The 24735-nt window shown below is 65.0% G+C and carries 24 protein-coding genes; 11 read left to right on the top strand and 13 right to left on the bottom strand.

Features of this window, described 5'->3' with window-relative positions; genetic code table 11:
- Window positions 1–18: 18 nt before the first annotated feature.
- The 7 genes from ASE61_RS16265 to ASE61_RS16235 are packed head-to-tail and all read right to left on the bottom strand — an operon-like array spanning window position 19 to window position 8328.
- On the bottom strand, window positions 19–918 hold the full coding sequence (locus ASE61_RS16265) for an ABC transporter permease (protein ID WP_061968609.1): 900 nt from the start codon (window positions 916–918) through the stop codon (window positions 19–21).
- A gap of 1 nt (window position 919) precedes the next feature.
- Window positions 920–1888: an ABC transporter permease gene (locus ASE61_RS16260; protein WP_061968607.1), complete on the bottom strand. Its 969-nt coding sequence runs from the start codon at window positions 1886–1888 to the stop codon at window positions 920–922.
- Between the two features lie 47 nt (window positions 1889–1935).
- Window positions 1936–3513: an ABC transporter substrate-binding protein gene (locus ASE61_RS16255; protein ID WP_082617474.1), complete on the bottom strand. Its 1578-nt coding sequence runs from the start codon at window positions 3511–3513 to the stop codon at window positions 1936–1938.
- A 43-nt stretch (window positions 3514–3556) separates the two neighbouring features.
- Window positions 3557–5155: a gamma-glutamyltransferase gene (ggt, locus tag ASE61_RS16250; RefSeq protein WP_200959659.1), complete on the bottom strand. Its 1599-nt coding sequence runs from the start codon at window positions 5153–5155 to the stop codon at window positions 3557–3559.
- 22 nt (window positions 5156–5177) lie between these two features.
- Window positions 5178–6581 (bottom strand): dipeptidase, encoded by a 1404-nt coding sequence (locus ASE61_RS16245; protein ID WP_061968603.1) that lies wholly within the window; start codon window positions 6579–6581, stop codon window positions 5178–5180.
- A complete protein-coding gene (locus ASE61_RS16240; protein ID WP_061968601.1) occupies window positions 6578–6958 on the bottom strand; it encodes a hypothetical protein in 381 nt (126 codons plus the stop codon). The genes ASE61_RS16245 and ASE61_RS16240 overlap by 4 nt, the downstream gene beginning before the upstream one ends.
- Entirely contained in the window at window positions 6955–8328 is a 1374-nt protein-coding gene (locus ASE61_RS16235; protein ID WP_156407130.1) for an acyclic terpene utilization AtuA family protein, read from the bottom strand. The genes ASE61_RS16240 and ASE61_RS16235 overlap by 4 nt, the downstream gene beginning before the upstream one ends.
- Before the next feature lie 142 nt (window positions 8329–8470).
- Between ASE61_RS16235 and ASE61_RS16230 the strand changes: the two genes are divergently transcribed.
- The 5 genes from ASE61_RS16230 (at window position 8471) to ASE61_RS16210 (ending at window position 12872) form a co-directional block, all read left to right on the top strand.
- Window positions 8471–9358: a LysR family transcriptional regulator gene (locus ASE61_RS16230; protein WP_061968598.1), complete on the top strand. Its 888-nt coding sequence runs from the start codon at window positions 8471–8473 to the stop codon at window positions 9356–9358.
- A 394-nt stretch (window positions 9359–9752) separates the two neighbouring features.
- Window positions 9753–11138 (top strand): YncE family protein, encoded by a 1386-nt coding sequence (locus ASE61_RS16225; RefSeq protein ID WP_061968596.1) that lies wholly within the window; start codon window positions 9753–9755, stop codon window positions 11136–11138.
- Between the two features lie 12 nt (window positions 11139–11150).
- The gene (locus ASE61_RS16220; protein WP_113584816.1) at window positions 11151–11591 is read left to right on the top strand and encodes a DUF305 domain-containing protein; all 441 of its coding nucleotides are present in this window, start codon (window positions 11151–11153) and stop codon (window positions 11589–11591) included.
- Between the two features lies 1 nt (window position 11592).
- A complete protein-coding gene (locus tag ASE61_RS16215) occupies window positions 11593–12108 on the top strand; it encodes an RNA polymerase sigma factor (RefSeq protein WP_061968594.1) in 516 nt (171 codons plus the stop codon).
- Window positions 12105–12872, top strand: coding sequence for an anti-sigma factor family protein (locus ASE61_RS16210; protein WP_061968592.1), 768 nt, complete (start codon window positions 12105–12107; stop codon window positions 12870–12872). The genes ASE61_RS16215 and ASE61_RS16210 overlap by 4 nt, the downstream gene beginning before the upstream one ends.
- 313 nt (window positions 12873–13185) lie before the next feature.
- On the opposite strand, the gene ASE61_RS16205 is transcribed toward ASE61_RS16210, so the two are convergent.
- Complete coding sequence (locus ASE61_RS16205) at window positions 13186–14487, bottom strand: sensor histidine kinase (RefSeq protein WP_244492880.1); 1302 nt, start codon at window positions 14485–14487, stop codon at window positions 13186–13188.
- Window positions 14488–14537: 50 nt separating this feature from the next.
- Entirely contained in the window at window positions 14538–15254 is a 717-nt protein-coding gene (locus ASE61_RS16200) for a response regulator (RefSeq protein ID WP_061969131.1), read from the bottom strand.
- A 418-nt stretch (window positions 15255–15672) separates the two neighbouring features.
- On the opposite strand from ASE61_RS16200, the gene ASE61_RS16195 reads away from it, so the two are divergent.
- From ASE61_RS16195 to ASE61_RS16175, 5 genes are all read left to right on the top strand, one after another.
- A complete protein-coding gene (locus ASE61_RS16195) occupies window positions 15673–15987 on the top strand; it encodes a cysteine rich repeat-containing protein (RefSeq protein WP_061968589.1) in 315 nt (104 codons plus the stop codon).
- An 89-nt stretch (window positions 15988–16076) separates the two neighbouring features.
- Complete coding sequence (locus ASE61_RS26555) at window positions 16077–16601, top strand: SH3 domain-containing protein (RefSeq protein WP_061968587.1); 525 nt, start codon at window positions 16077–16079, stop codon at window positions 16599–16601.
- 27 nt (window positions 16602–16628) lie between these two features.
- The gene (locus ASE61_RS26550) at window positions 16629–16991 is read left to right on the top strand and encodes a hypothetical protein (protein ID WP_320409878.1); all 363 of its coding nucleotides are present in this window, start codon (window positions 16629–16631) and stop codon (window positions 16989–16991) included.
- Complete coding sequence (locus ASE61_RS16180; RefSeq protein ID WP_061968584.1) at window positions 16984–18216, top strand: HlyD family secretion protein; 1233 nt, start codon at window positions 16984–16986, stop codon at window positions 18214–18216. The genes ASE61_RS26550 and ASE61_RS16180 overlap by 8 nt, the downstream gene beginning before the upstream one ends.
- 429 nt (window positions 18217–18645) lie before the next feature.
- Entirely contained in the window at window positions 18646–19098 is a 453-nt protein-coding gene (locus ASE61_RS16175) for a DUF2721 domain-containing protein (protein WP_061968582.1), read from the top strand.
- 385 nt (window positions 19099–19483) lie between these two features.
- Here ASE61_RS16175 and ASE61_RS16170 read toward each other — a convergent pair whose 3' ends face one another.
- Window positions 19484–21037, bottom strand: coding sequence for an EAL domain-containing protein (locus tag ASE61_RS16170; protein ID WP_061968581.1), 1554 nt, complete (start codon window positions 21035–21037; stop codon window positions 19484–19486).
- A 281-nt stretch (window positions 21038–21318) separates the two neighbouring features.
- On the opposite strand from ASE61_RS16170, the gene rsgA reads away from it, so the two are divergent.
- Window positions 21319–22332, top strand: coding sequence for a ribosome small subunit-dependent GTPase A (gene rsgA / locus ASE61_RS16165; RefSeq protein WP_061968579.1), 1014 nt, complete (start codon window positions 21319–21321; stop codon window positions 22330–22332).
- A 312-nt stretch (window positions 22333–22644) separates the two neighbouring features.
- Here the strand turns inward: rsgA and ASE61_RS16160 are convergent, their stop codons facing one another.
- The 3 genes from ASE61_RS16160 to ASE61_RS27215 form a co-directional block, all read right to left on the bottom strand.
- Window positions 22645–23463, bottom strand: a complete 819-nt coding sequence (locus ASE61_RS16160) for a transglutaminase-like domain-containing protein (RefSeq protein ID WP_061968578.1) — start codon at window positions 23461–23463, stop codon at window positions 22645–22647.
- A 412-nt stretch (window positions 23464–23875) separates the two neighbouring features.
- Complete coding sequence (locus ASE61_RS27220; protein WP_413813544.1) at window positions 23876–24001, bottom strand: hypothetical protein; 126 nt, start codon at window positions 23999–24001, stop codon at window positions 23876–23878.
- Window positions 24002–24060: 59 nt separating this feature from the next.
- Window positions 24061–24735, bottom strand: a 675-nt coding sequence (locus tag ASE61_RS27215) for a SulP family inorganic anion transporter (RefSeq protein WP_244492895.1), incomplete at both ends; no start/stop codon positions are given.

Genomic DNA, 24735 nt, shown 5'->3' with positions numbered 1-24735 from the left:
CCTGGGCGTGCCTCTGGATCAATCCGCATTGCGCGGATTGAGTACGTCCCGGAGTCGGTCTCCGATCAAGTTGATGGCGACGACCGTGATCAGCAGCGCGATGCCCGGATAGAAGCTGATCCAGAACTTGCCCGAAAGCATATGCTGGTAGCCGTTGGAGATCAGGAGGCCCAGGCTGGGCTCCGTCACAGGCACACCAAGCCCCAGGAAGGAAAGCGTCGCCTCAAGCGCGATGGCGCGGGCGACCTGAACCGTGACAATCACCATCAGCGGCGGCAGGCAGTTCGGCAGCAGATAGCGGAACAGCACGCGCAGCGGGGACGATCCGTAGGATAGCGCCGCCTCGACATATTCCTTCTTCCGCTGGACCAGCGCACTGGCGCGGGCGGTGCGCGCATAGGCCGCCCACTCGACAATCACCAGCGCGAGGATGACATTGCCCACGCCCTTACCGAGAAATGCCAGGATCATCAGCGCGACGAGAATGGCTGGAAACGATAATTGCAGGTCGACAAAGCGCATGATCGCGTTGTCGGTCCGCCCGCCGGCATAGGCCGCGATCAGGCCGAGCGTCGTGCCGATGGCCGCGGCGGCGATGGCAGAGCAGAATCCGACCAGCAGGGAGATGCGAAGCCCGTAGAGGATGGCGGAGAGCATGTCGCGACCCTGCTCATCGGTGCCCAGCCAATAGGTCATGCCGGTCGCAGCCTGCGATCCCGGCGGTAACTGGCCGTCCATGATGTCGAGCTGCATCAGGTCGTACGGGTTCTGCGGCGCGATCCACGGCGCGAACACCGCCAGCGCGACGATGCAGGCCAGCACGGCAAGGCCGAGCATGGCGAGGGGCGAGCTGGCAAAGGCGCGGAGCGTCCGCTGGAGAGGGGTGCGGGTCGCAGGGGCCGAAGTGATTGCGGACATCTCAGTTTTCCAGCCGTACGCGCGGATCGAGCACGGTGTAGAGCAGGTCGACGATCAGGTTGATCAGCACGAAGAGCACGACGATCACCATCAGGTAGGCCACGATCATCGGCCGATCGAGCAGATGGATGCTGTCTATGATCAGCTTGCCCATGCCCGGCCATGAGAAGATCGTCTCGGTCACGACCGAGAAGGCAATGACCGAGCCGAATTCGAGCCCCACGATCGTGACGACCGGGATGAGCGTGTTCTTCAGGACATGGGTGCGGATCACCGAGCCCTCGGACAGGCCCTTGGCGCGCGCGGTCCGGATATAGTCCTGCGGCACGACCTCCCGGGTCTCGGCCCGTACGAGTCGCATCACCAGCGAGATCTTGAACAGCGCGAGATTGAGCGCAGGCAGCGCGAGATGGCGCAGGCCATCGAGGGTCAGGAACGACCATCGCACGCCGAGGAACTCGGCCGTCTCACCGCGCCCGCCGGCGGGCAGCCAGCCGAGCTGGACCGAGAACAGCATGATCATGACGAGACCGACCCAGAAGGTCGGGAGCGAGAAGCCGAGGATCGAGCCGGCCATCACGGCCTTGGCGCCAGCGGAGTTCGGCCTGACGCCGGCATAGAGACCGAGCGGGACGCCGACGATCACGGCCAGCAGCATGGCGGCGATCGCCAGCTCCAGCGTCGCCGGCATCCGCTGCAGGATGACCGACAGCGCCGGCTCGCTGAAGACGAAGCTGCGCCCGAGATCGCCACGCAGCGCACCGGCCAGGAACGAGAGATATTGCTCCCACAAGGGCCGGTCGAGCCCGAAGGAGGCGATGACGCGCAGCCGCTCATCCTGCGTCGCGTCGGGCGGCAGCAGCACCGCGACCGGATCTCCGATCACGTTCACGCCGATGAAGACGATGACGGTCATCGCAAGGACGACCGCCACCGCCTGGATCACGCGCTTGGCAAGCCAGCTGATCATGGGACTTTCCTGTCAGCGGCGGGCTCCGGAGAGCCCGCCGGCGATACTCACTTTGCGGGACGCGCATCCATCGCGAGCGTGCGCTCGTCGCGGCGGGCGTCGATGCTGATCCCCTTGCGAGTCACCCAGGCGTTGTCGAGGATGTAGAGCGGGATGATCGGCAGGGTGCGGGCGAAGGTCTCGGTCGCGGCGACGAAGAGCTTCTCGCGCTTGGCGTCGTCGATCGTCGCGAGAGCCTCGACGATCTGCTTGTCGAGCGCCGGGTCGCTGTAGCGGCCGTAGTTGAAGACGCCGAGGCCGCGCGCCGGCGTGTTGGTGGCGACCACGTTCGACAGCAGATAGCCGGCCTCGCCGGTCGGGCTGCCCCAGCCCCAGAGACCGACACCGAATTCCTGCTTGCCGCCACGGCCGACATAGCTGCTCCAGGGCAGCGTCTCGACCGCGGTCTTCACGCCGATGCGGGTCCACATCTGCGCGATCGCCTGCGCCGTCGCGGCATCGTTCGGATAGCGGTCATTGGGCGAGAACAGCGTCAGCTTGAAGCCTTCGGGGAAACCGGCCTCGGCCAGCAGCGCCTTGGCCTTGTTGGGGTCGTAGGGCGGAACCGCCACGCTCTTGGCATAGGAGTAGGTGCCCGGCGGCAGCCACTGGCCGGTCGGGCGGGCCGTCTTCTGCATGATGCGGTCGGCCAGCCCCTGGCGGTTGATGGCGATGGAGAGCGCCTGCTTGACCTTGAGATCCAGCAGCGGGTTCTTCGGCAGCGGCTTGCCGTCATTGGCGGTCACCGTCGCGGCGACCGGTTCCTGCGAGTTCACGGCGAGATAGATGACGCGCAGGCCCTCTGTCGTCGCGATGGCGACGCGCTGATCGGTCTTCAGTTTTTCCAGGTCGCCAGCCGGCGGAGTGTCGATCACGTCGACATCGCCCGACAGGACGGAGGCGACGCGTGCACCGGCATTGGTGATCATCCGCAGCGTGACCTTGTCCCAGGCCTGCTTCGGCCCCCACCAGGCATCGTTGCGCGTGAGCTCGACGCGATCGCCGGGGGTGTAGCTGACGAACTTGTAGGGGCCGGTGCCGATCACGGCCTTTCCGGTGTTGTAGTCCTCGGTCGTCGCCTTCTCGCCGACATGGCGCGAGATGATCGGAACGAAGGCGAGTTCGCGCGGCAGGTTCGGAGCCGGTTCGCCGGTGTCGATGCGCAAGGTCAGCGGATCGACCACCTCGACCTTCTTTACCGCCCGCAGGAAGCCGCCGAAGCCGCCGGGGCTGTTCGGCACGTTGCGGGCACGCTCATAGGTGAAGGCGACGTCGTCGGCGGTGAACGGCTTGCCGTCATGCCAGGTCACGCCTGGCCGCAATTTGAACTCCCAGACCGTGTCGGAGATCGTCTTCCAGCTCAGCGCAAGGCCCGGCTTCAGGCTGACATCCGGTGCGCGATCGACAAGACGGTCGAAGATATGCATCGCGACGGAGTGGTTCGGCGTCGCGTTGTAGAAATGCGGGTCCATCGAGGTGAAGGCCCCGCCGATCGCGATCCGCAGCGGCTCGGCCTGAACCGCGCCCGTGCCTGCGCCAACCATGACGGCACCGGCAACGAGCAGTCCTCGCATGAGTTGTTTCATCGGTTCGTTCCCATCCTTTTCTGGAAATCTCTCGGCTGCGGCTTCAGCCGCGCAGCCACATGCCGTCGCGCTGCGGATCGGCCCCCGCCGACAGGCGCCCGTCCCGGTTCAGCACCGCGTGCAGGGCCGCGAAGGCGAAGCCCTGATAGGAACGGGCGACCCTGTAGCCGTCGCGCTCCAGTTCGGCGGTGACATAGCGCGGGATGCGGTTGGAGACGTCGATCGCGTTGCTGGTCACGCTGATGCGCGGCGCGGCGACGGCATCGAAGATGGGCATGCCGAAATCGACGACGTTGCTGATGCCCTGCGCCATGGCCGGCAGGATCGCCGTGCCGCCGGGGGCGCCGATGACGATGAAGGGCTGATCGTCCCGGAAGACGATGCTCGGCATCTGCGAGCTGGTGCGGCCCTTGTTCGGCGCCAGCGATCCCGGCCGGCCGGGCCGTGGGTCGAAGGCGCTCATCAGGCCGTTATACATGAAGCCGAGCCCGTCGGTGATGACGCCGCTCGGGATGTTCAGCGTGTGCGTAAGGGTGACGGCGTTGCCGTCCTGATCGACGACGCAGACCTGCGTGGTGTCCTTCGGCTCCTGCTTGAGCTTCATGCGCTCCAGCGAGGCTCTCTCTCCGCGCCGGATGCTGTCGGCGAGCGTCGCCGCGTAGTCCTTCGACAACAGCCGATCGACCGGCACCTCGACGAATTCGGGGTCGCCGATATGGGTGTCCTTGTCGATGGTGACGCGCTTCAGCGCCTCGGTGAGGATGCGCAGGTGCTCCGTGCCGTTATGCTCGAGGGCGCCGATGTCGAAGCCTTCCAGCACATGCAGGAGCTGGATCAGCGAGACGCCGCCGCCGGGCGGCTGGACGCTGGCGATCCGGTGGTCCCGGTAGCGACCCCAGACAGGCGCGGAGCGCCGCAATTCGTATTGCGCGAGATCGTCATAGGAGAGCAGGCCGCCATGGGCTTGCATGTCGGCGGCGATCTGCTCGGCGATCTCGCCGCGATAGAAGATGTCGGGGCCGGCGACGGCGATGCGTTCGAGCGTGCGGGCAAGGTCTGGATTGGCGACGATGTCGCCCGGCCGCTTCATGCTGCCATCCGCCCGGAAATAGACGTCGCGCCCGGTCGCGCTGAAGCGCAGCAATTTCTCGTTCGGCACCCGGCCCATGGCCGATGGATCGAGCGCCATGAAATAGTGCATGTAGGGGCGGATCATGAAGCCGTCGCGCGCATAGGCGATGGCCGGCGCCATGATGTCGGCGAGATTCATCGTGCCGTAGTCGGACAGGGCCGTCGTATAGCCCTTCAGATTGCCGGGCGAACCGATCGACTGATAGCCGATCTCGTTGACCTGCCCCTCGACGATGAAGGAAAAGCCGTCCGGCGCCTCGCCCAGCACCTTGTCGGCCCACATGTCGGCGCGCGTGGCGCGCGGGCTGCGCGCATAGAATTCCAGGACCTCATGCACGCCGCGCCGCGGCATGTAGACCTGCATCGAGCCGTAGCCGGCGATGCCGGTCATCTGCGGATCGACCACGCTCTGGACGAAGGCGCAGGCGATCGCGGCGTCGACGGCATTGCCGCCCCGGCGAAGAACCAGGGCTCCGGCCTCGACGGCTTCAGGCTGTGCGGCGACGATCATTCCGGCCACGGCAACGCTCCCCTCAACCGGCTTGCTGATGGAATGCGGCAGGGGCGTATCGCGCCAGTTCCTGCAGCAGCATCGGCCAGGCCCGGAGCCCGAGCGCGACCGAAGGAACATGGAAGAACTCGTTGGGCGCGTGGACGTCCTCGTCCGGCAGGTTGAAGCCGAACATCAGCGTGTCCAGGCCCATCGTCTCCTTGAAGATCGCAGTGATCGGCACCGTCGCGCCGAGCCGGACATGGACGGGCTCCTGCCCGGAGGTCCGGCGCAGCACGGCCGTCGCCGCCTGGACGAGAGGATGCTCGGCTGCGAGCGTGGAAGCCGGCGAGCCGCCGCCGATCGCCTCAAAGCCGACCTGAACCCCCGGCCTCGCGGTGGCGAGGATATGATTCTTCAACGCCTCGCTGGCCTGATCGGGGTCCTGTCCCGGCGCCAGGCGGATGGTGATCTTGGCGCGCGCCTCGTCCGGGATCACGGTCTTGGAGCCGGTGCCGGTGTAACCGCCCCACATTCCGTTCACGTCGATCGCGGGGCGCAGCGTCAATCGCTCGCGGATGCTGTAGCCGGGCTCGCCGGCGGCGATACCTCCGACATCGGCGACGAAGGCAGCCTCGTCGAACGGCAAGGCGGCCGTATCGCGCCGGTCGCGCTCGGAGAGCGGGCGGACGGCATCCATCAGGGCGGGAACGGCGATGGCGCCTTCCGCGTCGTGGAGGGAGGCGACGATGGCTGCGAGCTCGTGCAGAGCATTGCGGACCGAGCCGCCATAGCGGCCGGAATGCAGCTCCTTGTCGGCGGTCCGGACGACGAGCTCGAGCTTGGTCAGGCCGCGCGCGCCGACATTGATCGTGGGCACGGTCGGGCTCGCCCGGCCGCCATCGGCCGAGATCATCGCATCGGCCTTGAGCAGGTCGCCATAGCGGCGGACGATCTCGTGCAGGCTCGGACTGCCGGTTTCCTCCTCGCCCTCGATGAAGAGCTTGATATTGACCGGGCAGCGGCCCTCGACGGCGAGAAAGGCCGCCACCGTCTCGATCGCGATCGTGGTCGAGCCCTTCACATCCGAGGCGCCGCGCGCATAAAGGCGCCCGTCACGGATCGTCGGCTCGAAGGGCGGCGATTGCCAAAGCGCCAGCGGGTCCGGCGGCTGCACGTCGTAATGGCCGTAGACGATGATGGTCGGCGCACCCGGCGCGCCGAGCCAGGCGCCATAGACGGCCGGCTGCCCGCCGCCATCGAGAAGCTGGACGTCGGTCAAGCCGATGCCTTTCAGCCAATCCAGCAGGAAAGCGCGCGTGTCGGCCATGCCTTGCGCATAGGCGGGGTCGGTGCTGACGCTCGGCAGCCTGAGGAAGGCGTCGAGCCGCGCCATCACGTCGTCATGGCGGCGCTGCAGGTAGTCGACGACGGATTCGGCGCTCATCGCGAGCCTCCGCTCATGAGTTCGGGAGCAGGCTCTTCGACCAGAGACAGCAGCCCCGCCGGCATCTCGATCTCGGCCGAGAGCAGCAGGAACGAGAGTGTCTTGCCGTGGCCGTCGAGCCCGAGGCTGCCGTTGACGCCGCCATCCAGCACGTCATCGAGGACGAAGTTGAAGGCGTGGAGCTTTGGCAGCTCGTAGCGCCTGACGGCGGTGGGCTTGCGATCACGGAACACGGCCGCGACGAACGTCTCCGTCAACCGCTCGCGCAGCGGCTCGAAGAACCGCGGCTCGCGGCAGACAACCGCGATATTGAGCCGGTTGCCCTTGTCGCCGGAGCGGGCATGGGCGAGCTCGTAGAGAGAAACCGCGCAGGTCATGCCGTCTCCAGAAGCGAGATCTGCGGGGTGACGCGCTTGCGATCGACCAGGCAGGACGCGCTGCGCAGCCGCGGGGTCAGGCGCTTGCGGACGCCACCGCCGCCGGCGGGGCCGGCGCAATACAAGGCCTCGACCTCGTCCAGCAGGCATTCCGCCGCGGCGCGATCGGCCGTCTCGGCCGCGAACCGGACGCGCAGATCCCCGTCGCGGACACCCGGAATCCCGGCACTCAGCAGCGCGCCGGACGTATCGCCGAAGACGCTGACGATCCCGATCACATCCGCGCGGACATGCAAGGACGGATGAAGGAAGGCCAGGCGCTTCGTCACCGTTTCGATGGCGAGCGCGGCGCGGGATTTCGCGTTCGGGCCGGCATAGGAGATCTCGGCTTCGGCCAGCAACCCACCGTCGAAACAGACCGTCGCCTTCAAGGTCTCGGGCCGGGCACGGCCACTTGCGCCTGTCACGCGGATGCGATCGGGCCCGACCTCCGTCAGCTCGACCTGCGTGAGATCGAGGATCACATCCGGCGTCAGATAGGCGGCCGGATCGTGGATTTCGTAGAGAATCTGCTCGGTGACAGTCCGGCGGTCGACCAATCCGCCTGTCCCGGCCGGCTTGGTGATCGTGAACATGCCGTCCGGATCGACCTCCGCGATCGGATAGCCCAGCACATCCATCCCCGGCACGTCCTTGACGCCGGGATCGGCGAAATAGCCGCCCGTCACCTGCGATCCGCATTCGAGGAGATGACCCGCGAGGATACCGGCCGCGAGCCTGTCCCAATCGTCATCCGCCCAGCCGAAGCTGTATTTGAGCGGGCCGAGCACGAGGGCGGGATCGGCGACGCGCCCAGTCACGACGACATCAGCGCCCCGATCCAACGCCTCGGCGATCGCATCCGCGCCCAGATAGGCATTCGCCGAAATGATCGCAGGTTCACTGCTTAACAGGGCGCCATCGATCTCCATGCGGGCGAAATCGGCCGGTGCGAAGGTGTCACGCATGTCGTCGCCCGAGACGATCGCAATCTTCAGATCGGCACAGCCGAGTTCAGTAGCCCAAGCCTGGATCTTTGCGGCCGCGCCGAAAGGATTGGCCCCGCCGAAATTGCCGATGATCTTGATACCCGCCGCTGCGCAGGGCGCCAGAGCCGGCCAGAGCAGGCGCTTCAAAGCCGGAACCTCGCCGCGCGCCGGATCGGCAAGGCGGTCGAGCTGCGCGAGCGCGAGCGTGCGCTCCGCCAGGGTCTCGAAAATCAGAAAGCGCGGTCCGTCGTGACGCGCAAGCGCCTCGATCAATGGACCCGAAGAGTCGGGACGATCGCCTGCGAAACCGGCCGCCGCTCCGATCCAAACCTGCTGTGCCACCACTGCGTTAGCGTCCCGCCTGCGCCTTGTCCCACGCGATCGAGGCAGGAAACGCCCGTATGGCAAAATGTCAAATAATGGCTATTAATTTATACATAGCCTTAGGTTATGAATTGCGGACTTCTCCCGCCTCGGCGCCACGATGAATCTTACCCTCCGCCAGCTCGAAATCCTCGTCGCCATCGGCGATACGTTGAGCCTCACCGCCGCCGCGGAGAAGCTCGGCGTCTCCCAGCCTTCCGTTAGTGAAACCTTGAGGCGCGTCGAGGGCGAGCTGGGCTGCAAGTTGGTCGACCGGACGACGCGGCAACTGGCCTTGACCTATGAAGGTCACCATGTCGTGGCCAGCGCTCGGGAAGCGATGCGAAGCCTGGCCGGCACCTTCGAGGCGATTGCGCGTCGTGGTGATGGGGTCCATGGCCGCTTGTCTATCGCCGCTTTGCCATCAGCGGTCTGTACTTTGCTGCCGCCCGCGTTACGCAGCTTTCGCAAACGTTATCCGGGCATCGCGGTTTCGGTCCGCGACGCCCTGCAGGATCGAGCAATGGCGATGCTCGAAGACGGCAGCGTCGATCTTGTCATCGCCGGCCAACCGGCGTGGCAGGGTGGCTTCGTCTTCGAGGAGATCGCGAGTGATCAGCTCAAGTTGGTGGTGTCGCGCCATCATCCCTTGTCCGGGCGAGACAGAGTCGGCTGGAGCGAGCTGGCTGCTTTCGAATTTATCGCCATGTCCACGTCCTCCTCCGTCCGGCGCCTGACCGATGCCGGTTTCATCCACGCCAATCTGCAGACCGCGCCGGCTTACGAGGTCGATCAGATTTCTTGCGCTGCGGCGCTCGCAGCCGCCGGGCTTGGTATAACCGCGCTCCCAACGATGACGTTCGCCATGTTCAATGCCGATGAACTGACCGTGATCCCGCTGATCGCGCCGACCATCGAGCGCAGCATCGGCATGACGTGGTTGAAAGACCGGCCCCTCTCGGCCAGTGCGATCAAGTTCGTCGCCGTCTTGCGCGCCAGACGCGCTTAGTTTGGACGGGCGAGCTTGCGCAGGCTTTGCTCTTCAGTTTGTGCGGCGTGAATGTCTGCTGCTGGGCACTACCCCAAGGTCCGCTCTTGGCACAACGCAGCTAAGAGCCTCTTAGTTGGCTCGAAGGCCTCGGTTGGGTGGAGAGCCGACGCTCACTGTGGATCCGATTGAGCGTCGGATCGCGTCAACGGTGCGCATTGGCCCTCCGACCGAAAGCGGACTTCAAAGCGGAGACGTCGCGCCACCGAGTTGGTCCACGATCAGCAAGGAAAGCTGCACGCGAAGCGCTCCACAGGGGGACTAGACTGTCGTGGTCACGGAAGCGTGAGGTCGGTCTGGCTAGCGGAATAATTGACGCCGCCGCGCATCTCATCTGCTCAACCAGGAGCAGGGCATGTCCAGCAGTTATCCGTTCGAGCCGAGCCGTCGCGCAGTGCTTCAGGGAGCCGTGTCGGTCGCGTTGACACCGGCGATCGCCAGTGCGCAGAGCCGATCCACGGAAACGGGGCCACGCGCAGGCGACCGGGTCTTCCTGACCAACGAAGATTCCAACACGTTAAGCGTGATCGATCCGGTGACGGACGAGCTCCTGCCGACGGTCAACCTGACCAGTTTCGACGAGGATTCGCGCCCTCCTTTCCGCTTCGTGACGGGCAACGTCACTCCCACCCATGGCGAGATGGTCCAGAAGCCGCTCTATCACGGGGCGATCTCGATCCATGGCTGCGTGCCTTCGCCCGATTCCAGCATGTTCGCGACGGCCGGCCGCGGCACGAGTAATCTCTATCTCGTCGACACGACCAAGCTCAAGGTCATCGGCAATCAGCCGAACCCGCAGGCCGGCGCGACGACATCGCCGGACATCCTGACCTCCGGCATCCTGGTCGGGCGCGAGCCGCATGAGCCGACCTTCACCCGCAACGGCAAGGAAGTCTGGGTCGCGCTGCGCGGCGAGAGCAAAATCGCGGTGATCGACGTTCAGCGTGCCGTCGCCGAATCCGCTGGCGAGCTCCCTCGAGGCGCGGCGATCCGCCGGTTCATGCCCGTCCTGCCCGGCCCGGCGATGGTCTGGTTCTCGGCTGGCGGCGAGACCGCCTTCCTGATCTCGCAGAAGCAGCCTCGCATCGAGGTCTACAACGTCAAATACGACGCGCAGGGCTTCTCGACGACCGAGCGCAAGATGACGATCGACACCTCCGCACAGGACCGTTTCGGCTTCGCGCCCTTCGTCAAGATCACGCCGGACGGCCACGAGTTCTGGGTTTCCCAGAAGCTGGCGGATTGCCTTTCGGTTTACGAAGCCCGCGGGGAGCATCGGCTGCTCGACCACGTGCCGCTGGGCGAAAAGGCCCGGCCCAACCATGTCGAGTTCGTCAAGAACGCGCGCGGCAGCGTCGCCTACGCCACCTTCGCGCGGGTCGACGATGACGGCCCGGAAGGCCGGACATCGAGCCGGATCGCGATCATCGACCGCTCGGCGCCAGCCGGAAAGCGGCGCGTCGTCGGCCATTTCTTCAGCCACGGTCGCGAGTCGCACGGGATCTGGACCGATCCCTCCAAGACGAAGCTCTATGTCGCCCATGAGCTCGACGAGCTGCCCGGCTCGCCCCATGCCGGGCAGACCGTCTGCAGCGCGTTCGATATCAGCGACCCGCTGCAGCCGCGCTTCATCAAGCAGATTCCGCTCGGCACGCTCGACCTGCCATCCGGCAAGCTGCGCAACAAGAAGTCGATCAACCTGGTCTATGTGCGTCCCGGCGCGCGCAGCGAGACAGCGTGACGGGAGCGCAAGATGAGATTTTCTCTGGACACCATGTTGGCCCGGGTCGTCGGAGGAGCCGTGCCGGTGCACGATCATTCCAATCATGGCGGGGCGATGCCGCCTTCGCCTGACAAAACCACGGCTGCGGCCGCCGCCGCGCCGAAAGGCTATGATACCTATCTCAGCGACATGCATGTCGGCATGGAGAAGATGATGCGGGACATGCACGCCGACCCGCCGTCCGGAGACCCCGACATCGACTTCCTCGCCATGATGGTCCCCCATCATTGGGGAGCGGTCGAGATGGCGAGGCTGGTATTGCGCGACGGACGTGACCCGATCGTCCGCGAGATCGCCGAGGCCATCCTCGCCGGCCAGCAGACCGAGATGCAGGGTATGCGTGGCCGCCTCGAAGCCTTGCGTCGTGGCGACGACGACTATCCCTCGCTGAGCGGCAACCGGGGACCGTGACATGTTCGGCTGCGTGTCCGACCTCGAGATCGAGGCCCAGATCCCGGCGCTACGGCGGTTCGCGCGCTCGCTGGCGCGCAATCCCGACGATGCCGACGAGCTGGTTCAGGACACGCTGCTGCAGGCGCTCTCGCGCTGGAGGCAGCTACGGAGGCCGGAGAGCATCCGAGCCTGGCTGTTCCAGATCCTGTTCAATCTCCACCGCACCAGCGGGCGCGGTCGCCAGCGCGACCTCGCCCGCTTCACCGACGATGACTGTGCCGACCATCCCGACCCGACCGGCGATCCGACGCAGGCTTTGCACCTCGGCGATACGCTCGCGGCCCTGGCGCGGTTGCCGCAGGATCAGCGCATCGCGCTCGAACTAGTGGCGATGGAGGACATGACCTACGAAGAAGTAGCCAGGGTGACCGAAGTGCCGATCGGAACTGTGATGTCGCGCCTGAGCCGTGCGCGCGAACGTCTGCGCTCCGAGCTCGAAGGCAGCAATGTGACTCCGCTACGGAGGCTGAAATGACGCAAGGCTCGCGCCCGATCGGCGACGACGATATCCAGGCCTTCATCGACGGAAGGCTCGCGCCGGCCCGCCAGCGGGAGGTCGAAACCTTCCTCGCATCGGAGCCTGCCCTGTGGAGCCGCGTCGAGCAGTTCCGGGCGGATGCCCAGGCGCTGCGGGCTGCAACGCAGCGCCGCTCTACCGAGCCGATTCCGGCCTCCTTACGGCTGAGCGAGGTCAGGCGCCGACGCGCGGCAGGAAGCTTGGCGTTCCATCGGCGGATAGCGGCCGGCATCTGTATCTTCGCCCTTGGCGCCGTGCTCGGCATGGCCCTCCCCCGACAGGAAGCGGAAACACCGACGGCACGGCCCCAGATGACCGATGCGGTCGTCGCCTTCCGTGCCTTCTCCGGGGGCGCCGGCGACGCGGTCGAGGTCCCGGCGGCCCAGACCGTCGCGTTGAAACGGATGATATCCCATCATCTCCGGCAGGACGTCGCCATCCCCGATCTCTCGGAGCTCGACCTGACGTTTCGCGGTGGGCGCCTGCTCGCGAGCGACGAGGGGCCGGGCGGCATGTTCGTTTATGACGAGCCCAGCGGCGGGCAGGTCGCGCTCTATGTGAAGACCCTCGCCAGCCCTCGCAAGGCGGCGCTGGCTTCGCGCCGCGACGGTGATCTCGTTGCCTATTTCTGGTTCACAGGCGCGCTCGGCTACGCGGTGCTCGGCGCTCCCGGCTCCACCTTCGTCAAACGGGCAGCCGAGCAGTTGAGCAACACCTCATGAAGCGGTGCTGAGCCATGGCAACCTTCCGTGGGTCGCATATTGCCGCGTCTCCAGGGCTCTCGCTACCTCATCGCACAGGCGATGGCGCCGCGTTTCGCGAGCGACCGAACGGCCTGCTCTTCCATTTGGTCTCGCGTACTCGATCGTGAGCTCCCTCAGTTCAAATACAACCAGCTGCGGCTTGGGACTCGTCGCGTTGCGCCATGCCGCACTGGTGGGCGTCGGCATCGTCCAGATACCGACCATGGTCATAATCGACGACATCAGAGCCAGGCGGCTGAGTTCGGGAGCCTTCATCGTGTCTCGCACAGGCTCATACCGCCGCAAATCGCGGCAACTTCACCGTGAAGCGCGCGCCGCCATCAGGCGCATCGTCCACCGCAATCGTCCCGCCATGGCCTTCGACGAGGCTGCGTGCAATGGCCAGCCCCAAGCCGGCGCCACCGGTGCGTCGGCTACGCGAGTTCTCGGCCCGGACGAACGGCTCGAACAGGAGGTCGCGCAATTCAGGCGCCACGCCCGTGCCTTCGTCGTCGACGGTCAGCGTCAACAGCGGCTCGTCGGCGTGCAGGACGAGGTGAGCGGCATGTCCATAGGCGATCGCGTTGTCGATCAGATTGGCGGCGATGCGGCGCAGCGCGAGCCGGTCGCCGAGCACGGTCGCGCCGCGTGCCGCCCCGCTCAGGCGTAAATCGACGGGCATGCCGGCGCCCCGACGATCATCGACCTCCAGGCGCAGAAGTTCGGCGAGTTCCACCATCTCCTGCGCGAGTTCGCCTGCCCCGGTGCGACTCGCCAGCAACGCATCGTCGAGCAGCAGAATCATGGCCGCGATATCGGCAATGGCACGCTCGCGATGGACCCCCTCGGGAATATGGTCGGCGCGCAGCCGCAGCCGCGTTGCGAATGTGCGCACATCATGCGAGATGCCGCCGAGCAGGGCCATCCGGGCCCGCAGGAGCTGCGAAAGCCGGGCCTGAAGCCGGTTATAGGCATTGATCAGGGCCTGGATCTCGGGCGGGTGTGTCCGCGAGGCGGGCAGAGGCAGCGGGTCGCCGGAGAGGTCCATGGCATCGAAGGCCACAGCCAGACGCATCAGCGGGCGCGTTGCGCGATGCATGACCAACAGCGCGACGAGCGCGATCAGCGTGCCGACGAGCCCTGCTGCGAAGCCGACAGGCAAGCCGAAACTCGTCACCAGCACCGGGCTGCGGCTGGCGATCACCAAGGTTTCCCCGGTGGAGAGGGTAATCCGCAGCGTCGGCGGGCCGGTGACACCGGGCATCAACAGGGAGAGGAGGCTGCGCGGCCGCTCGACCACCGGCGAGACGATGGTCACCGGTCGGCCGCCGAGCGCGGCGCCGTAGGCCTCCCGCATCGCGGCGCGCGCCGGCGGATTCTCGTTCGGTGCGGACGGGATATCGGCCGCCTCCAGCCTTACACCGAGGTACTCGCTGCCGAAGGCGGCGAGCGCGAGCTCGCGCTCCCGGCCAGAGAGGCGCTCGAGCAGGTCCGCCATCGCCGCGACCTGGGACGGTGCGGGCGGCATGCCCTCGCGCTCGCCATCCTGCGAGCGGTAGTAGAAGCCCAGTGACACGATCCACACCGCCAGCACGGCGCTGAAGACGATCAGCGTGATGCGGGTCGCGATGCTGAAGCGCGGCGTCATGGCAGGGTCCGCACCGGAGCTGTGAAGAGGTAGCCGCGATTGCGCACCGTGCTGATCAGACTCAAGCCAGGGCTGGCGGCGTCGAGCTTGCGTCTCAGGCGCGAGACCAGCATGTCGACGGTCCGGTCGAACGGGTCTGCCGTCCGCCCGCGCATCCCGTCCAGCAACTGGTCGCGGGTCAGTACCCGGCGCGGCCGCTGTACGAAGCAGGCGAGCAGATCGAACTCCGCGCTGGTCAATATCAGCATGCTGCCACCGCCATCCGTGAGCTGGCGCGCGTCAAGATCGATGACAAAGCCTTCGAAGCCGAAGCGGCGCGTCGGCGGCGCAGCCGGGCCGGCAGAGCCGCGCCGCAATACGGCACGCACCCGGGCCAGCAACTCGCGCGGCCCGAACGGCTTGGGCAGGTAATCGTCGGCTCCCATCTCGAGCCCGACGACGCGGTCGATCTCCTCGCTCTTGGCCGTCAGCATCAGGATCGGGACCCCGTCACGGGCCCGGATGCGTCGGCAGATCGAGAGGCCATCCTCGCCCGGCAGCATCAGGTCGAGAATGATGAGATCGGGCCGACTTCTGGCGAGGACGGCGTCCATGGCCGGAGCGTCCTCGGCCTCATCCACCACGTATCCTTCCTGGCGCATCAGTTCCGCGACGAGCTGGCGGATATCGGGATCATCCTCGACGATCAGGATCGTGGCAGCATTCATGATCATGATGACGTTCTTGAGGATACGCAGCGCGATGGCAAGCACCGCCGGCCGGCTTTTACATTTCGTTACAGACGGTTGACGTGATCCGACAAAACGATGCGCGCCGTTCAAACGCTGCTGACGTAGCCACGCCAGTTTCCTCGCATCGGCCGACGACCAGCCCTCGTCGATCACAGGAGACACGGACATGACGCACTTCCTCATGCTCACAGCCGGCGCCGCCACACTGACCTTCGTCGGCGTCGCCATCGCACGGCGGCTTGCCCGGGCCATCGATCACGCCGATGCGCGCCGCTGAGGTGTGCGGACGCAACCATATCGGCCTCCTCGCATCGGCTGACAAGGAACCTCGCCGATCACAGGCGGTGAGCGACATGACCATGTCCTCATGCCCGCGGCCGGTGCTGCAAGAGCACTCCCAATGATCACGACCCGGCATCCCGCCGACCTCCGCCTCGCCTGGGCAGCGCTTGTCCTCACGATCGGCTCCGCCGAAACCGCCTGCGCCCAGCAGCGCGCGAACCCGGCGATACCGACGGAAGCGAAAGCCTTCATACAAGCCTGTTCTCCGGATTATGTCCGGCACTGCTCCGGCGTGCGACCCGGCGGCGGGCGAAGTCTGGCCTGTCTGCGCGCGCTGGATCGCCAACGCCTGTCCTCGTCCTGCCGCGAGGCGTTGCCGGAGGGCGCAGCCCAGCAATCGAAAGCCACCGCTGCCGGCGCCATGCCGCGGTGAGTGGGGCCGGCGCGGGCCATCCATCACCCCTTGGTCCCGCGCCCGTCCAATCCCTATGCCATATGCCATCGCAAGGAAGCGAGAAGCCGATGAACCGGTTCATTACGAACTTAGTTGTCCTGGCGGCGACGGCGCTGTTGCCGGCTGCGGCACAGGCCGCGAGCCCGGCGCGTGCGGTCAACACGGTCAATCTGCGCGCCGGTCCGGGCACACATTATCCGGCCATTGTCACCGTTCCGGCCGGGACCCGGATCACCACCTTCGGCTGCATCGCGAATTACAGCTGGTGCGATGTCGCCTGGGGGCCGAACCGGGGCTGGATGGCGGCCTCGATGATCCAGCTGTTCCATGCCGGCCGCCCTGTTGCGGTGACGCCAGCGGTGATTGCGGGCGCCGGGCTCGCCATCGTTGCCTTCAACCGGGCCTATTGGGCGACCCACTATCCCGCCCAGCCCTGGTACGGCGCCTGGCATCGCTATTATGGCCGGCCGCACCCAGCCCCGGTCGGCCGGGTCAGCGGCGCCACTTGCGGACCGAATGCGTGCGGCTACGGCGCGATTCGCCGGGGCCCCTACGGCACGACGGTGCGCCACGGGCGCATCACGCGGCCCTGACGGCAGACCGACTATCCGATGGTCGCGATGGCGGCGCTCCTGGTGGTGGCGGTGCTCCTGGTCGGGGTGCTGTTTCTACATCTGCACACCTTGCCTGAGCGCATCGCGCACAAATCGAAGAAGATCCAGTTCGAGATCGTCGCGGTCCTAGGGCTACTGGCCCTGTTCACGCATATTCATGTCCTCTGGGTCGCGGGCCTGCTGCTCGCCCTGATCGACCTTCCCGATTTCTCCGGGCTGTTCGGCCGCATGGCCGGTGCGCTCGAGAAGATGGCAGGCGTCAGGTCCGGACGAAACGAAGACGTCGCGCTGCCCCAGCCGGCACCGAACCTCACTTCGCACTCCGCGGCGGATCACGCAGACGCTCCGGAGGAGCTGACGCGTGCTTGAGCTCCTTTTCTGTGCGCTTTTGACCGTTTGCCCCGATTATCTCTATCGCCGGTTTCGTCAGGGAAAGCGGATCGGTAAGGAGATCACGCTCTACTCGGTCTGGTTCGAGCTGCGCTGGGGCATTACCGCCTGCGTGATGCTGACAATCGCGCTCATCACGGTGATCTTCTACTACCATCCGTCCACGACCAGTGCGACGCTGTATTATCGGACGATCCCGATCATGCCCGAGACGATCGGGCGGGTCGCCGAGGTCCATGTCGGCACCAGCGGCATGGTCGCCAAGGGCGCGCCGATCTTCAGGCTCGACAGCACGAAGCAGGAGGCTGCCGTCGAGACAGCCCGGCGCAGGATCGCCGAGGTCGATGCAGCCCTCGTCGTCGCGCGGGTCGAGATCCTGCAGAGCGAGAGCAGGATCCTCGAAGCCAGGAGCGCGCATCAGCAGGCGCTCGACGAATTGCGCACGAAGCAGGAATTGCGGCGTCGCAATGGCGATATCGTCGCCACCCGCGAGATCGAAAAGCTCGAAAACCTTGTCGCCGGACGCCAGGCGGCCATGGACGCGACCGTCGCCGCCCGCAACACCGTCCAGGTCAAGATCTCGACCTTGCTTCCGGCCGAACGCGCCAGCGCAGAGGCTGCGCTCGCCCAGGCTCAAGTCGATCTCGACAAGAGGGTGATCCGCGCCGGGGTGGACGGACGCGTCGAGCAGTTCGTCTTGCGGGTCGGAGATCTCGTAAACCCGGTGATGCGTCCCGCCGGAGTACTGATTCCACAGGAGGCGGGGCGCAAGGTCCTGCAGGCCGGATTCTCGCAGATCGAGGCGCAGGTCATGAAGGTGGGTATGGTCGCCGAAGTGACCTGCATGTCCAAGCCTTGGACGGTCATCCCGATGGTGGTGAGCAATGTCCAGGACTATATCGCGGCCGGGCAGTTCCGGGGCGGTGAACTCCTGATCGATCCCCGGCAGGTGGCGCGGCCGGGAACGATCCTGACCTTCCTCGAACCCCTGTATGCCGGTGGACTCGAGGGCGTCAAGCCAGGCAGTAGCTGTATCGCCAACGCCTATTCCAGCAACCATGAGGAGATCGAGGCGAAGGAGACCGGCGCCTCGCGGCGGATCGCCTTGCATGCGGTCGATGCGGTCGGGATCGTCCACGCGTTTCTGCTTCGAATCCAGGCGCTGGTGCTGCCGATCCGGACACTCGTCTTCAGCGGCCACTGATGGCCAGACACCACGGCGGAACGTCGCCAGCGTGGCCGCAGACCACGAGAGCGTCTCCTGCAGGTCACGCCGGGCGATCGCACTCGAACGGACGGCGCGTTGGGGATATCAGCTCAGGGGGCGACCGCTGCGCTCCGGGACCTTTGGAGGGACGATACATCGCGTGCCCCTCGTCGAATTGGTTCAACGTGAAGTTATGTCTCGAGGCAGAGAGGTCGCGCTGAGGAATTGCCATAAACCAGGAGAACGTCGCGAAGCTACGCTAGATAAACTCTGGTTTCGCGGGGCCGATCCGTTGCCGGAGCGATCCGCTCGACGAAGGCGACGGCGGTTGCCTTCGTTGCCAAAAAGGAGGGTGACTAAGTTATTTCGCACGGAAGCACTGCGCGCCTTTGTCTTAGGCATAGGCTCGGGGTAAAAAGGGTACTTATGGACACACCGACTGTTGTTAGAGATTTTGCTTCGATCATACAAACGTCTCTCGCACCCGTGTTCCTATTGGCGGGCACGGCGGGTTTTGTAAATATTTTCGCGATGCGTCTTGGCAGGGTATCGGATCGCTTGAACGATGTCGCGGACCGGACCGAACAGAACAGGATGTCGCTCGTTCAACTTGCCTATCTACGGCGGCGAGTGCTCGCGCTCGAGATAGCGTTGGTCATGGGCGTAGGGGCAGGGTTCTGCACGGGCGGTGCGATCTTAAACCTGCTTGCCGGAGCACTGCAGTTCGGTCTTCGCGAGCAGAATGTCTTCTGGTTCTTTGGTGGCGCCATAGCCTTGCTCATCGGGTCCCTTGCCGCATTCCTGGTTGAGCTGCTCATTGCTGCACGGAACATGTTGCGACAGATGCAGATGGCTCGAACAACCGCCGGGCAGGACTAACTTTTCTCTGCGGTGGTGCGCGAGCGGGATTGCCGGGACTCGTCGAGGGTGGTGACCGCACCAAGGCGGAACCGGCCCGTTGAACCAGCTTAGGAGAACGACGGCAGAGGGTAATCTCGCGAGCTGACCCGTGCAGGGCAGCGGATCCCGAAAGGGCATGGATCCCGAAAGGGCATCTGGCGCGACGGGCGTTGCGGTTAGCCGCTGCCTGGTCTGCCAAGGGTAAAAAGAGAGAGCATCCACACGGTCAGACGGGCAGCGTCCGGTTTCGGGCAAGGAGGCAGAGTCCGCTTGTGGCGCGACGCTGACGGGGAACTTTTTTGAAGTCCACAATGTATCGAGAGCGGCCCTCACAGTCGGACTACCGAAGCTATCGCGCTCTAAATCAGATAAAGGGCTTGTTGTGCGTGGAGTAGAACAGCAGGAAGTCCTTGGGCGGAAGCGCCTTCGAATAAAGCCAACCTTGTCCAAACTCGACGCCGGCCTTTTTCAGGTAGCGATCCTGCTGCTCAGTCTCGATGCCCTCCGCAACGAGGACGAACTTTAGCCTGTGCGCCATTTCTATAATCGCAGGTGTGACGATGCTCGTTGCAGCCTCACGCCCGATGGCGTCGATAAAGGACTTGTCGATCTTCAGAACGTTGAGGGGTAGGCTTTCAAGAAGGGACAAGCTCGAATATCCCGTTCCGAAATCGTCGATCGCGACCGCATGACCTAGCTGGCGAGCTCGCGCGATCGTTCCGCGAGCGGCATCGGCTTCCATGAAGCCGCGCTCGGTAGCCTCGAGCCAGATCTGCTCCGGATTGATCTCCGTACGCTTTACACCTTCTTCGAGGACGTTGAGAAAGCGACCGCTCTGAATGTCCTCGGCGGAGATATTGATCGCGATGTGAAGTGATGGATCTGATTGCAGGGCTGCTTTCATGTCGTCCAGCACCCGCTCGATCATGATGTCGGTGATCGGAGCAATCAGATGATGCTCTTCGGCGTAGGGGATGAATAGGTCCGGGCGCACCCATGTGCCGTCCGGTTTCCGCCATCTGATGAGCGCTTCGGCCCCCACGCAGCGTCCGGTCGCCAGCTCGATGATCGGCTGGTAGTGAGCGATGAATTCCCGATATGCAATGCCCGTCCTCAGCTCTCCCGCAAGGGACATCCGCTGGCGGGACATCCAGATAATGAGGCCGATCACGAGCGCGGACACGGCCACCGCGATGGGAAGAAGCTTCCAAAGTTCTTCGCTCGTGCGTGCGTCAACGACGCTTCGTTCCGAAACAGCGAAGGCCCTGAAATCGGAGCCTCGAACAGACGCGAAAACCTCTCGATCAGTCGATCCGCCCATCTCCGAACTTGAAAGCTGATCCACCATCCTGGAGTTCGTCACACCGGATTTGGCGACGAGCCGCCCGTCGAGAGTGGCGATCCCAAGCGTCATTGGCGTGTCATGAAGGACATCGACCAAACGGTCTCGATTGAGGAGAGCCTGATACGGTCCAAAGGACACTACCAGCATTTCCGGAAATGGCGATCCCATGCCCCATCCCAAGGTGAGGCCGATGTCGTCCGAGATCATTACATTGGGCTTCGCCATTGAAACAAGCCGTTGGGCCGGACCCCGGCTATCGCAAACCAGGCGGTCGTTTCTGAAGACGCGGATGTCTTCGATGGAGAGAACATCCATCGTTATTTGCTGCAGGCGCTGAAGATGGCGCGGCGTGCACAAGTCGTGATTTTCCATAACCAGCCGGCGCAGCCCGGCCTTGGCTCGCGAGATGGCCAGGTCAGCTCGTTGCAACGTCCAGCGGGCGTAATCCTGAAGGTGCTCCTGCTCAGTCGCGACGGCACGTTCTCGTGACAGGTAAAATGCGGCACCGAGCGGTAGCAGGCCCGCGATCAAGCCCAATCCGATTGCGACAGGAAGGATCAGGCGCCGCCGCATGAAAGATCCTCGCAACGTTCGTAGCGGGAAGGCTACGTAGAAACGACTGGACTTTCTATTGGGTTGGTTGAATGCGGCTAATGGGGTCTAAATGCCGCAGCGTGTCCTTTGACAGGGCGCGCCGGCCCTACGGTAGACGGGCCCAACGCCCGCTCTCGGGCAAAGCTCCAATGTCCGCAAATGGCGCAGCGCGGCTGCCAGCTTACCTCCCGGCTTGCAAGCCGGGCTAAACCCCGCTCTATCGTCGCCATGACGAGGACGCCGAGCGGTGGGGCGATACTGTGACACAAGGCGACACGGCCCCCGCACCACTGTCACTTGCGGCGCTGGGCTGGACGGATTTCTTTGCGGATCAATGCGAACCAGATGACGCCTGCCTCCAGCCTGCGCGCGTCGACTCTGTGCACCGCGCTCGCATAAGCGCCCTCACGCCCGACGGGCCGATCAGACTCAAGCTGCCGGTCCATACCAATACAGGCGACTTCACTGTGGGCGACTGGGTTCTGGTGGAGCCCGGCACGTATCTGCTCAAGCGCAGGCTGGAGCGCGCGACGGTGTTGGCGCGGCGCACCGAGGGCAGCAAGACGCCGCAGTTTGCCGGGGCCAATATCAACACGCTGTTCATTGTCACCTCCTGCAATGCCGATTTCAACGTCGCGCGCCTAGAGCGCTATCTTGCGCTGGCCAATGAGAGCGGAGCTGATCCCGTCATTCTGCTGACCAAGGCCGATCTCGTCCCGGACGTGCAGCCCTACATCGACCAGGCCACTGCCCTGCAGCGCGGGCTGGCTGTTGCAACCGTCAATCCGCGCGACCCTCACGCGGCGGCTGCGTTCGCGTCCTGGTGTGGTGAAGGCCGCACTCTGGCGCTGGTCGGTTCGTCGGGCGTCGGCAAATCAACACTTGTGAACGCGCTTGCCGGCACCATCGAGGGCGAACCGCAGCAGACCGGCGATATCCGCGCCCACGACGCTAAGGGACGCCATACCACGACGTCGCGCTCGCTGCATGCGATTGCCAGCGGCGGCTGGGTGATTGATACGCCGGGCATGCGCACGCTCCATGTCAGCGATGCGGCGTCTGGTCTCGAAACGCTGTTCGCCGAGATCACGGAACTAAGTCCGCTCTGCCGCTTCCGCGACTGCACCCATGAGCACGAACCCGGCTGCGCGATTCAGGAGGCACTCGCCAAGGGCGTGATCGACCCTGAGCGTCTGGCACGCTGGCGCAAGCTCGACCTAGAGAACAGGGCAATTGCACCGGGGGTGAAGCGGCCGAGGGGGAAGGGGCGGTAGGCGGGCCGTTTGCTTCGCCCGAGCCCAAACCTCGGCCGCTCGCGCCTTTTTTCGCTGGGCGGGCTCAAGTAGCCGCAAACCTGGCTGCCTCTCGGCCCGCGAACCGAGCAGACAGGTCGATCGCTTTGTGACGCAGATCCGGAAAACCATTCCGACCGCGGTGGATATGCGGCAGGTAGTAGTTTGGTCGCGCGACCAACCAAGTGCTGCCTACGCTCGAATCGTTTCCGGGCCCGCCCTTTGCCGCGGTGTCCCAGCTCTGGATGATTGATTGACGTGTTGGCCCGTCCAGGACGTTTCTGGGTGCCGCGGTTACAGCGCCCCTTCCACCACCTCGTCGGTCCAGACCTTGAACCCAGTCAGAGTGTTCGGCCCGAACGTGGTGGCGATGGCAACATCGGCGGCGTCACGGCCGCGCGCGATCAGCACACGGCCAATGCGCGGCGCGTTGTTGCGCGGATCGAACATCTGCCAGCCGCCTTCTAGATACGCTTCGAAGGACGCCGCGAAATCGCCGGGTGGATAAGGCGGGGGCGTACCGATATCACCGAGGTAGCAGGTGCAGTAGCGCGCCGGGATGTTCATCGCCCGGCAGAAGGCGATGGCGAGGTGGGCGTAGTCGCGGCAGACGCCACGGCCTTCACCATAGGCGTCGGTCGCCGTGCGGGTGACGCTGGCGTCATTGTAGTTGAAGGAGATGCGCTGGTGGACGAAATCGCAGATTGCCTGAACGCGCGGCGCGCCCGGCTGGGTATGCCCGAAGAGCTGCCAGGCGAGATCCAGCATGCGGTCGCTGTCGCAGAACCGGCTTGCCAGCAGGAAGATGAGGCTTTCCTCCGGCAACCGTTCAACGGGAACCTGTCCGGCATTGAGGTCATGGCTTTCGGGCAGGCCGCTATCGGAGATGATCGCGTCTGCGGTGATCCGCATCAGCCCCTGTGGCGCCAGCAGCCGAGTGCACCAATTGCCGAAGCCGTCACGATAGGCACTGACGGGAACTGAAGGCTGGATGCGGATATGGTCTGGTTGGGCTAGGTCCGATACCCGGCTGAAATGCACGTTCAGCATTAGGATGACGGGTGTCGGTTGCGGAAAATCGTAGTCGAGCTGGTAGCCGATCCTGAGTTTCACGCGATGCCTTCTGCGCGGAGACCGCGCGAACGTTGGCTGGTCGATCGACCTGCCAGATCATCATGCATGTTGCCGGCCACCGCGATAGAGGCTGCTGGGCTGGATCGCATATAAGGGGCAGGTCCAGCTGGATGTCGGCTTTCAGGCGGCCTGGCAAATTCAGGTCATGGCGCATCTCGCCCTGCCAGCGTCGTTCGTCACTCCCGGCATGCGCGCAAAGTCGGCTAGGTGCATGATACGAACGCGACTAGCGTTCCGAGAGCGCCGGTCGTCGTTTGTCGTGACTTGTCAGGCGATCGACGATCGTTGCGGTGGCTTGGTNGGTCAGCTTATGGCGCATCTCGCCCTGCCAGCGTCGTTCGTCACTCCCGGCATGCGCGCAAAGTCGGCTAGGTGCATGATACGAACGCGACTAGCGTTCCGAGAGCGCCGGTCGTCGTTTGTCGTGACTTGTCAGGCGATCGACGATCGTTGCGGTGGCTTGGTTCATGCCCGCGACCTCGACGGGAATATCGTTGGCACGGTAGCGGCCGACCACCTTGTCGAGCGCGGCGACCGCCGTCACGTCCCAGAAATGCGCCTGGCTAACATCGATGNACCTCGACGGGAATATCGTTGGCACGGTAGCGGCCGACCACCTTGTCGAGCGCGGCGACCGCCGTCACGTCCCAGAAATGCGCCTGGCTAACATCGATGCGCACGCTGGTTTCGTCGTGCGATCCGAGATCGAAGGCCTCGATGAATGCATCGGCCGAGGCGAAGAAGACCTGGCCGGTGACATGATAAGTCAGCCTGCCCGTCGCGGCATCCGGTTCGGCCCTGACCTGCATCAGCCTCGCGACCTTGAAGGTGAAGAAGACGCCGCTGAGCAGGACGCCGACGAGGACGCCCAGCGCCAGATTATGGCTCACYACCGTCACCGCCACCGTCGCCAGCATGACCGTGCTCGACATGCGGGGATGGGCGACGACGGCCTTCAGCGAAGACCAGTTGAAGGTATCGRCCGAGACCATCACCATGATCGCGACCAGCACCGCGACCGGCACCTGCGAGACCCAGGGCTTCAACGCCACCATCAGCACGAGCAGGAAGGCGCCGGCAAACAGCGTCGAGAGCCGGCCGCGCCCGCCATATTTCACGTTGCTGACGGTCTGTCCGATCATGCCGCAGCCGGCGATGCCGCCGAACAGGCTGGCCGCCATGTTGGCGAGGCCGAGGCCGGTGCATTCCCGGTTCTTGTGGCTCGGCGTCTTGGTGAGGTCGTCGACAACG

The sequence above is a fragment of the Allobosea sp. Root670 genome, from assembly GCF_001429415.1.
GTDB classification, from domain to species: Bacteria; Pseudomonadota; Alphaproteobacteria; order Rhizobiales; family Beijerinckiaceae; genus Allobosea; species Allobosea robiniae.
Note: the sequence above shows the minus strand (reverse complement) of the source record. Positions and strands in the feature narration are given on the sequence as shown.

Bases quoted from the DNA above. Each gene is read 5' to 3' on its own strand.
- ASE61_RS16265 (WP_061968609.1), bottom strand. From the start codon at position 918: ATGTCCGCAATCACTTCGGCCCCTGCGACCCGCACCCCTCTCCAGCGG.
- ASE61_RS16260 (WP_061968607.1), bottom strand. From the start codon at position 1,888: ATGATCAGCTGGCTTGCCAAGCGCGTGATCCAGGCGGTGGCGGTCGTC.
- ASE61_RS16255 (WP_082617474.1), bottom strand. From the start codon at position 3,513: ATGAAACAACTCATGCGAGGACTGCTCGTTGCCGGTGCCGTCATGGTT.
- ggt (WP_200959659.1), bottom strand. From the start codon at position 5,155: ATGATCGTCGCCGCACAGCCTGAAGCCGTCGAGGCCGGAGCCCTGGTT.
- ASE61_RS16245 (WP_061968603.1), bottom strand. From the start codon at position 6,581: ATGAGCGCCGAATCCGTCGTCGACTACCTGCAGCGCCGCCATGACGAC.
- ASE61_RS16240 (WP_061968601.1), bottom strand. From the start codon at position 6,958: ATGACCTGCGCGGTTTCTCTCTACGAGCTCGCCCATGCCCGCTCCGGC.
- ASE61_RS16230 (WP_061968598.1), top strand. From the start codon at position 8,471: ATGAATCTTACCCTCCGCCAGCTCGAAATCCTCGTCGCCATCGGCGAT.
- ASE61_RS16225 (WP_061968596.1), top strand. From the start codon at position 9,753: ATGTCCAGCAGTTATCCGTTCGAGCCGAGCCGTCGCGCAGTGCTTCAG.
- ASE61_RS16220 (WP_113584816.1), top strand. From the start codon at position 11,151: ATGAGATTTTCTCTGGACACCATGTTGGCCCGGGTCGTCGGAGGAGCC.
- ASE61_RS16215 (WP_061968594.1), top strand. From the start codon at position 11,593: ATGTTCGGCTGCGTGTCCGACCTCGAGATCGAGGCCCAGATCCCGGCG.
- ASE61_RS16210 (WP_061968592.1), top strand. From the start codon at position 12,105: ATGACGCAAGGCTCGCGCCCGATCGGCGACGACGATATCCAGGCCTTC.
- ASE61_RS16200 (WP_061969131.1), bottom strand. From the start codon at position 15,254: ATGATCATGAATGCTGCCACGATCCTGATCGTCGAGGATGATCCCGAT.
- ASE61_RS16195 (WP_061968589.1), top strand. From the start codon at position 15,673: ATGATCACGACCCGGCATCCCGCCGACCTCCGCCTCGCCTGGGCAGCG.
- ASE61_RS26555 (WP_061968587.1), top strand. From the start codon at position 16,077: ATGAACCGGTTCATTACGAACTTAGTTGTCCTGGCGGCGACGGCGCTG.
- ASE61_RS26550 (WP_320409878.1), top strand. From the start codon at position 16,629: ATGGCGGCGCTCCTGGTGGTGGCGGTGCTCCTGGTCGGGGTGCTGTTT.
- ASE61_RS16175 (WP_061968582.1), top strand. From the start codon at position 18,646: ATGGACACACCGACTGTTGTTAGAGATTTTGCTTCGATCATACAAACG.
- ASE61_RS16170 (WP_061968581.1), bottom strand. From the start codon at position 21,037: ATGCGGCGGCGCCTGATCCTTCCTGTCGCAATCGGATTGGGCTTGATC.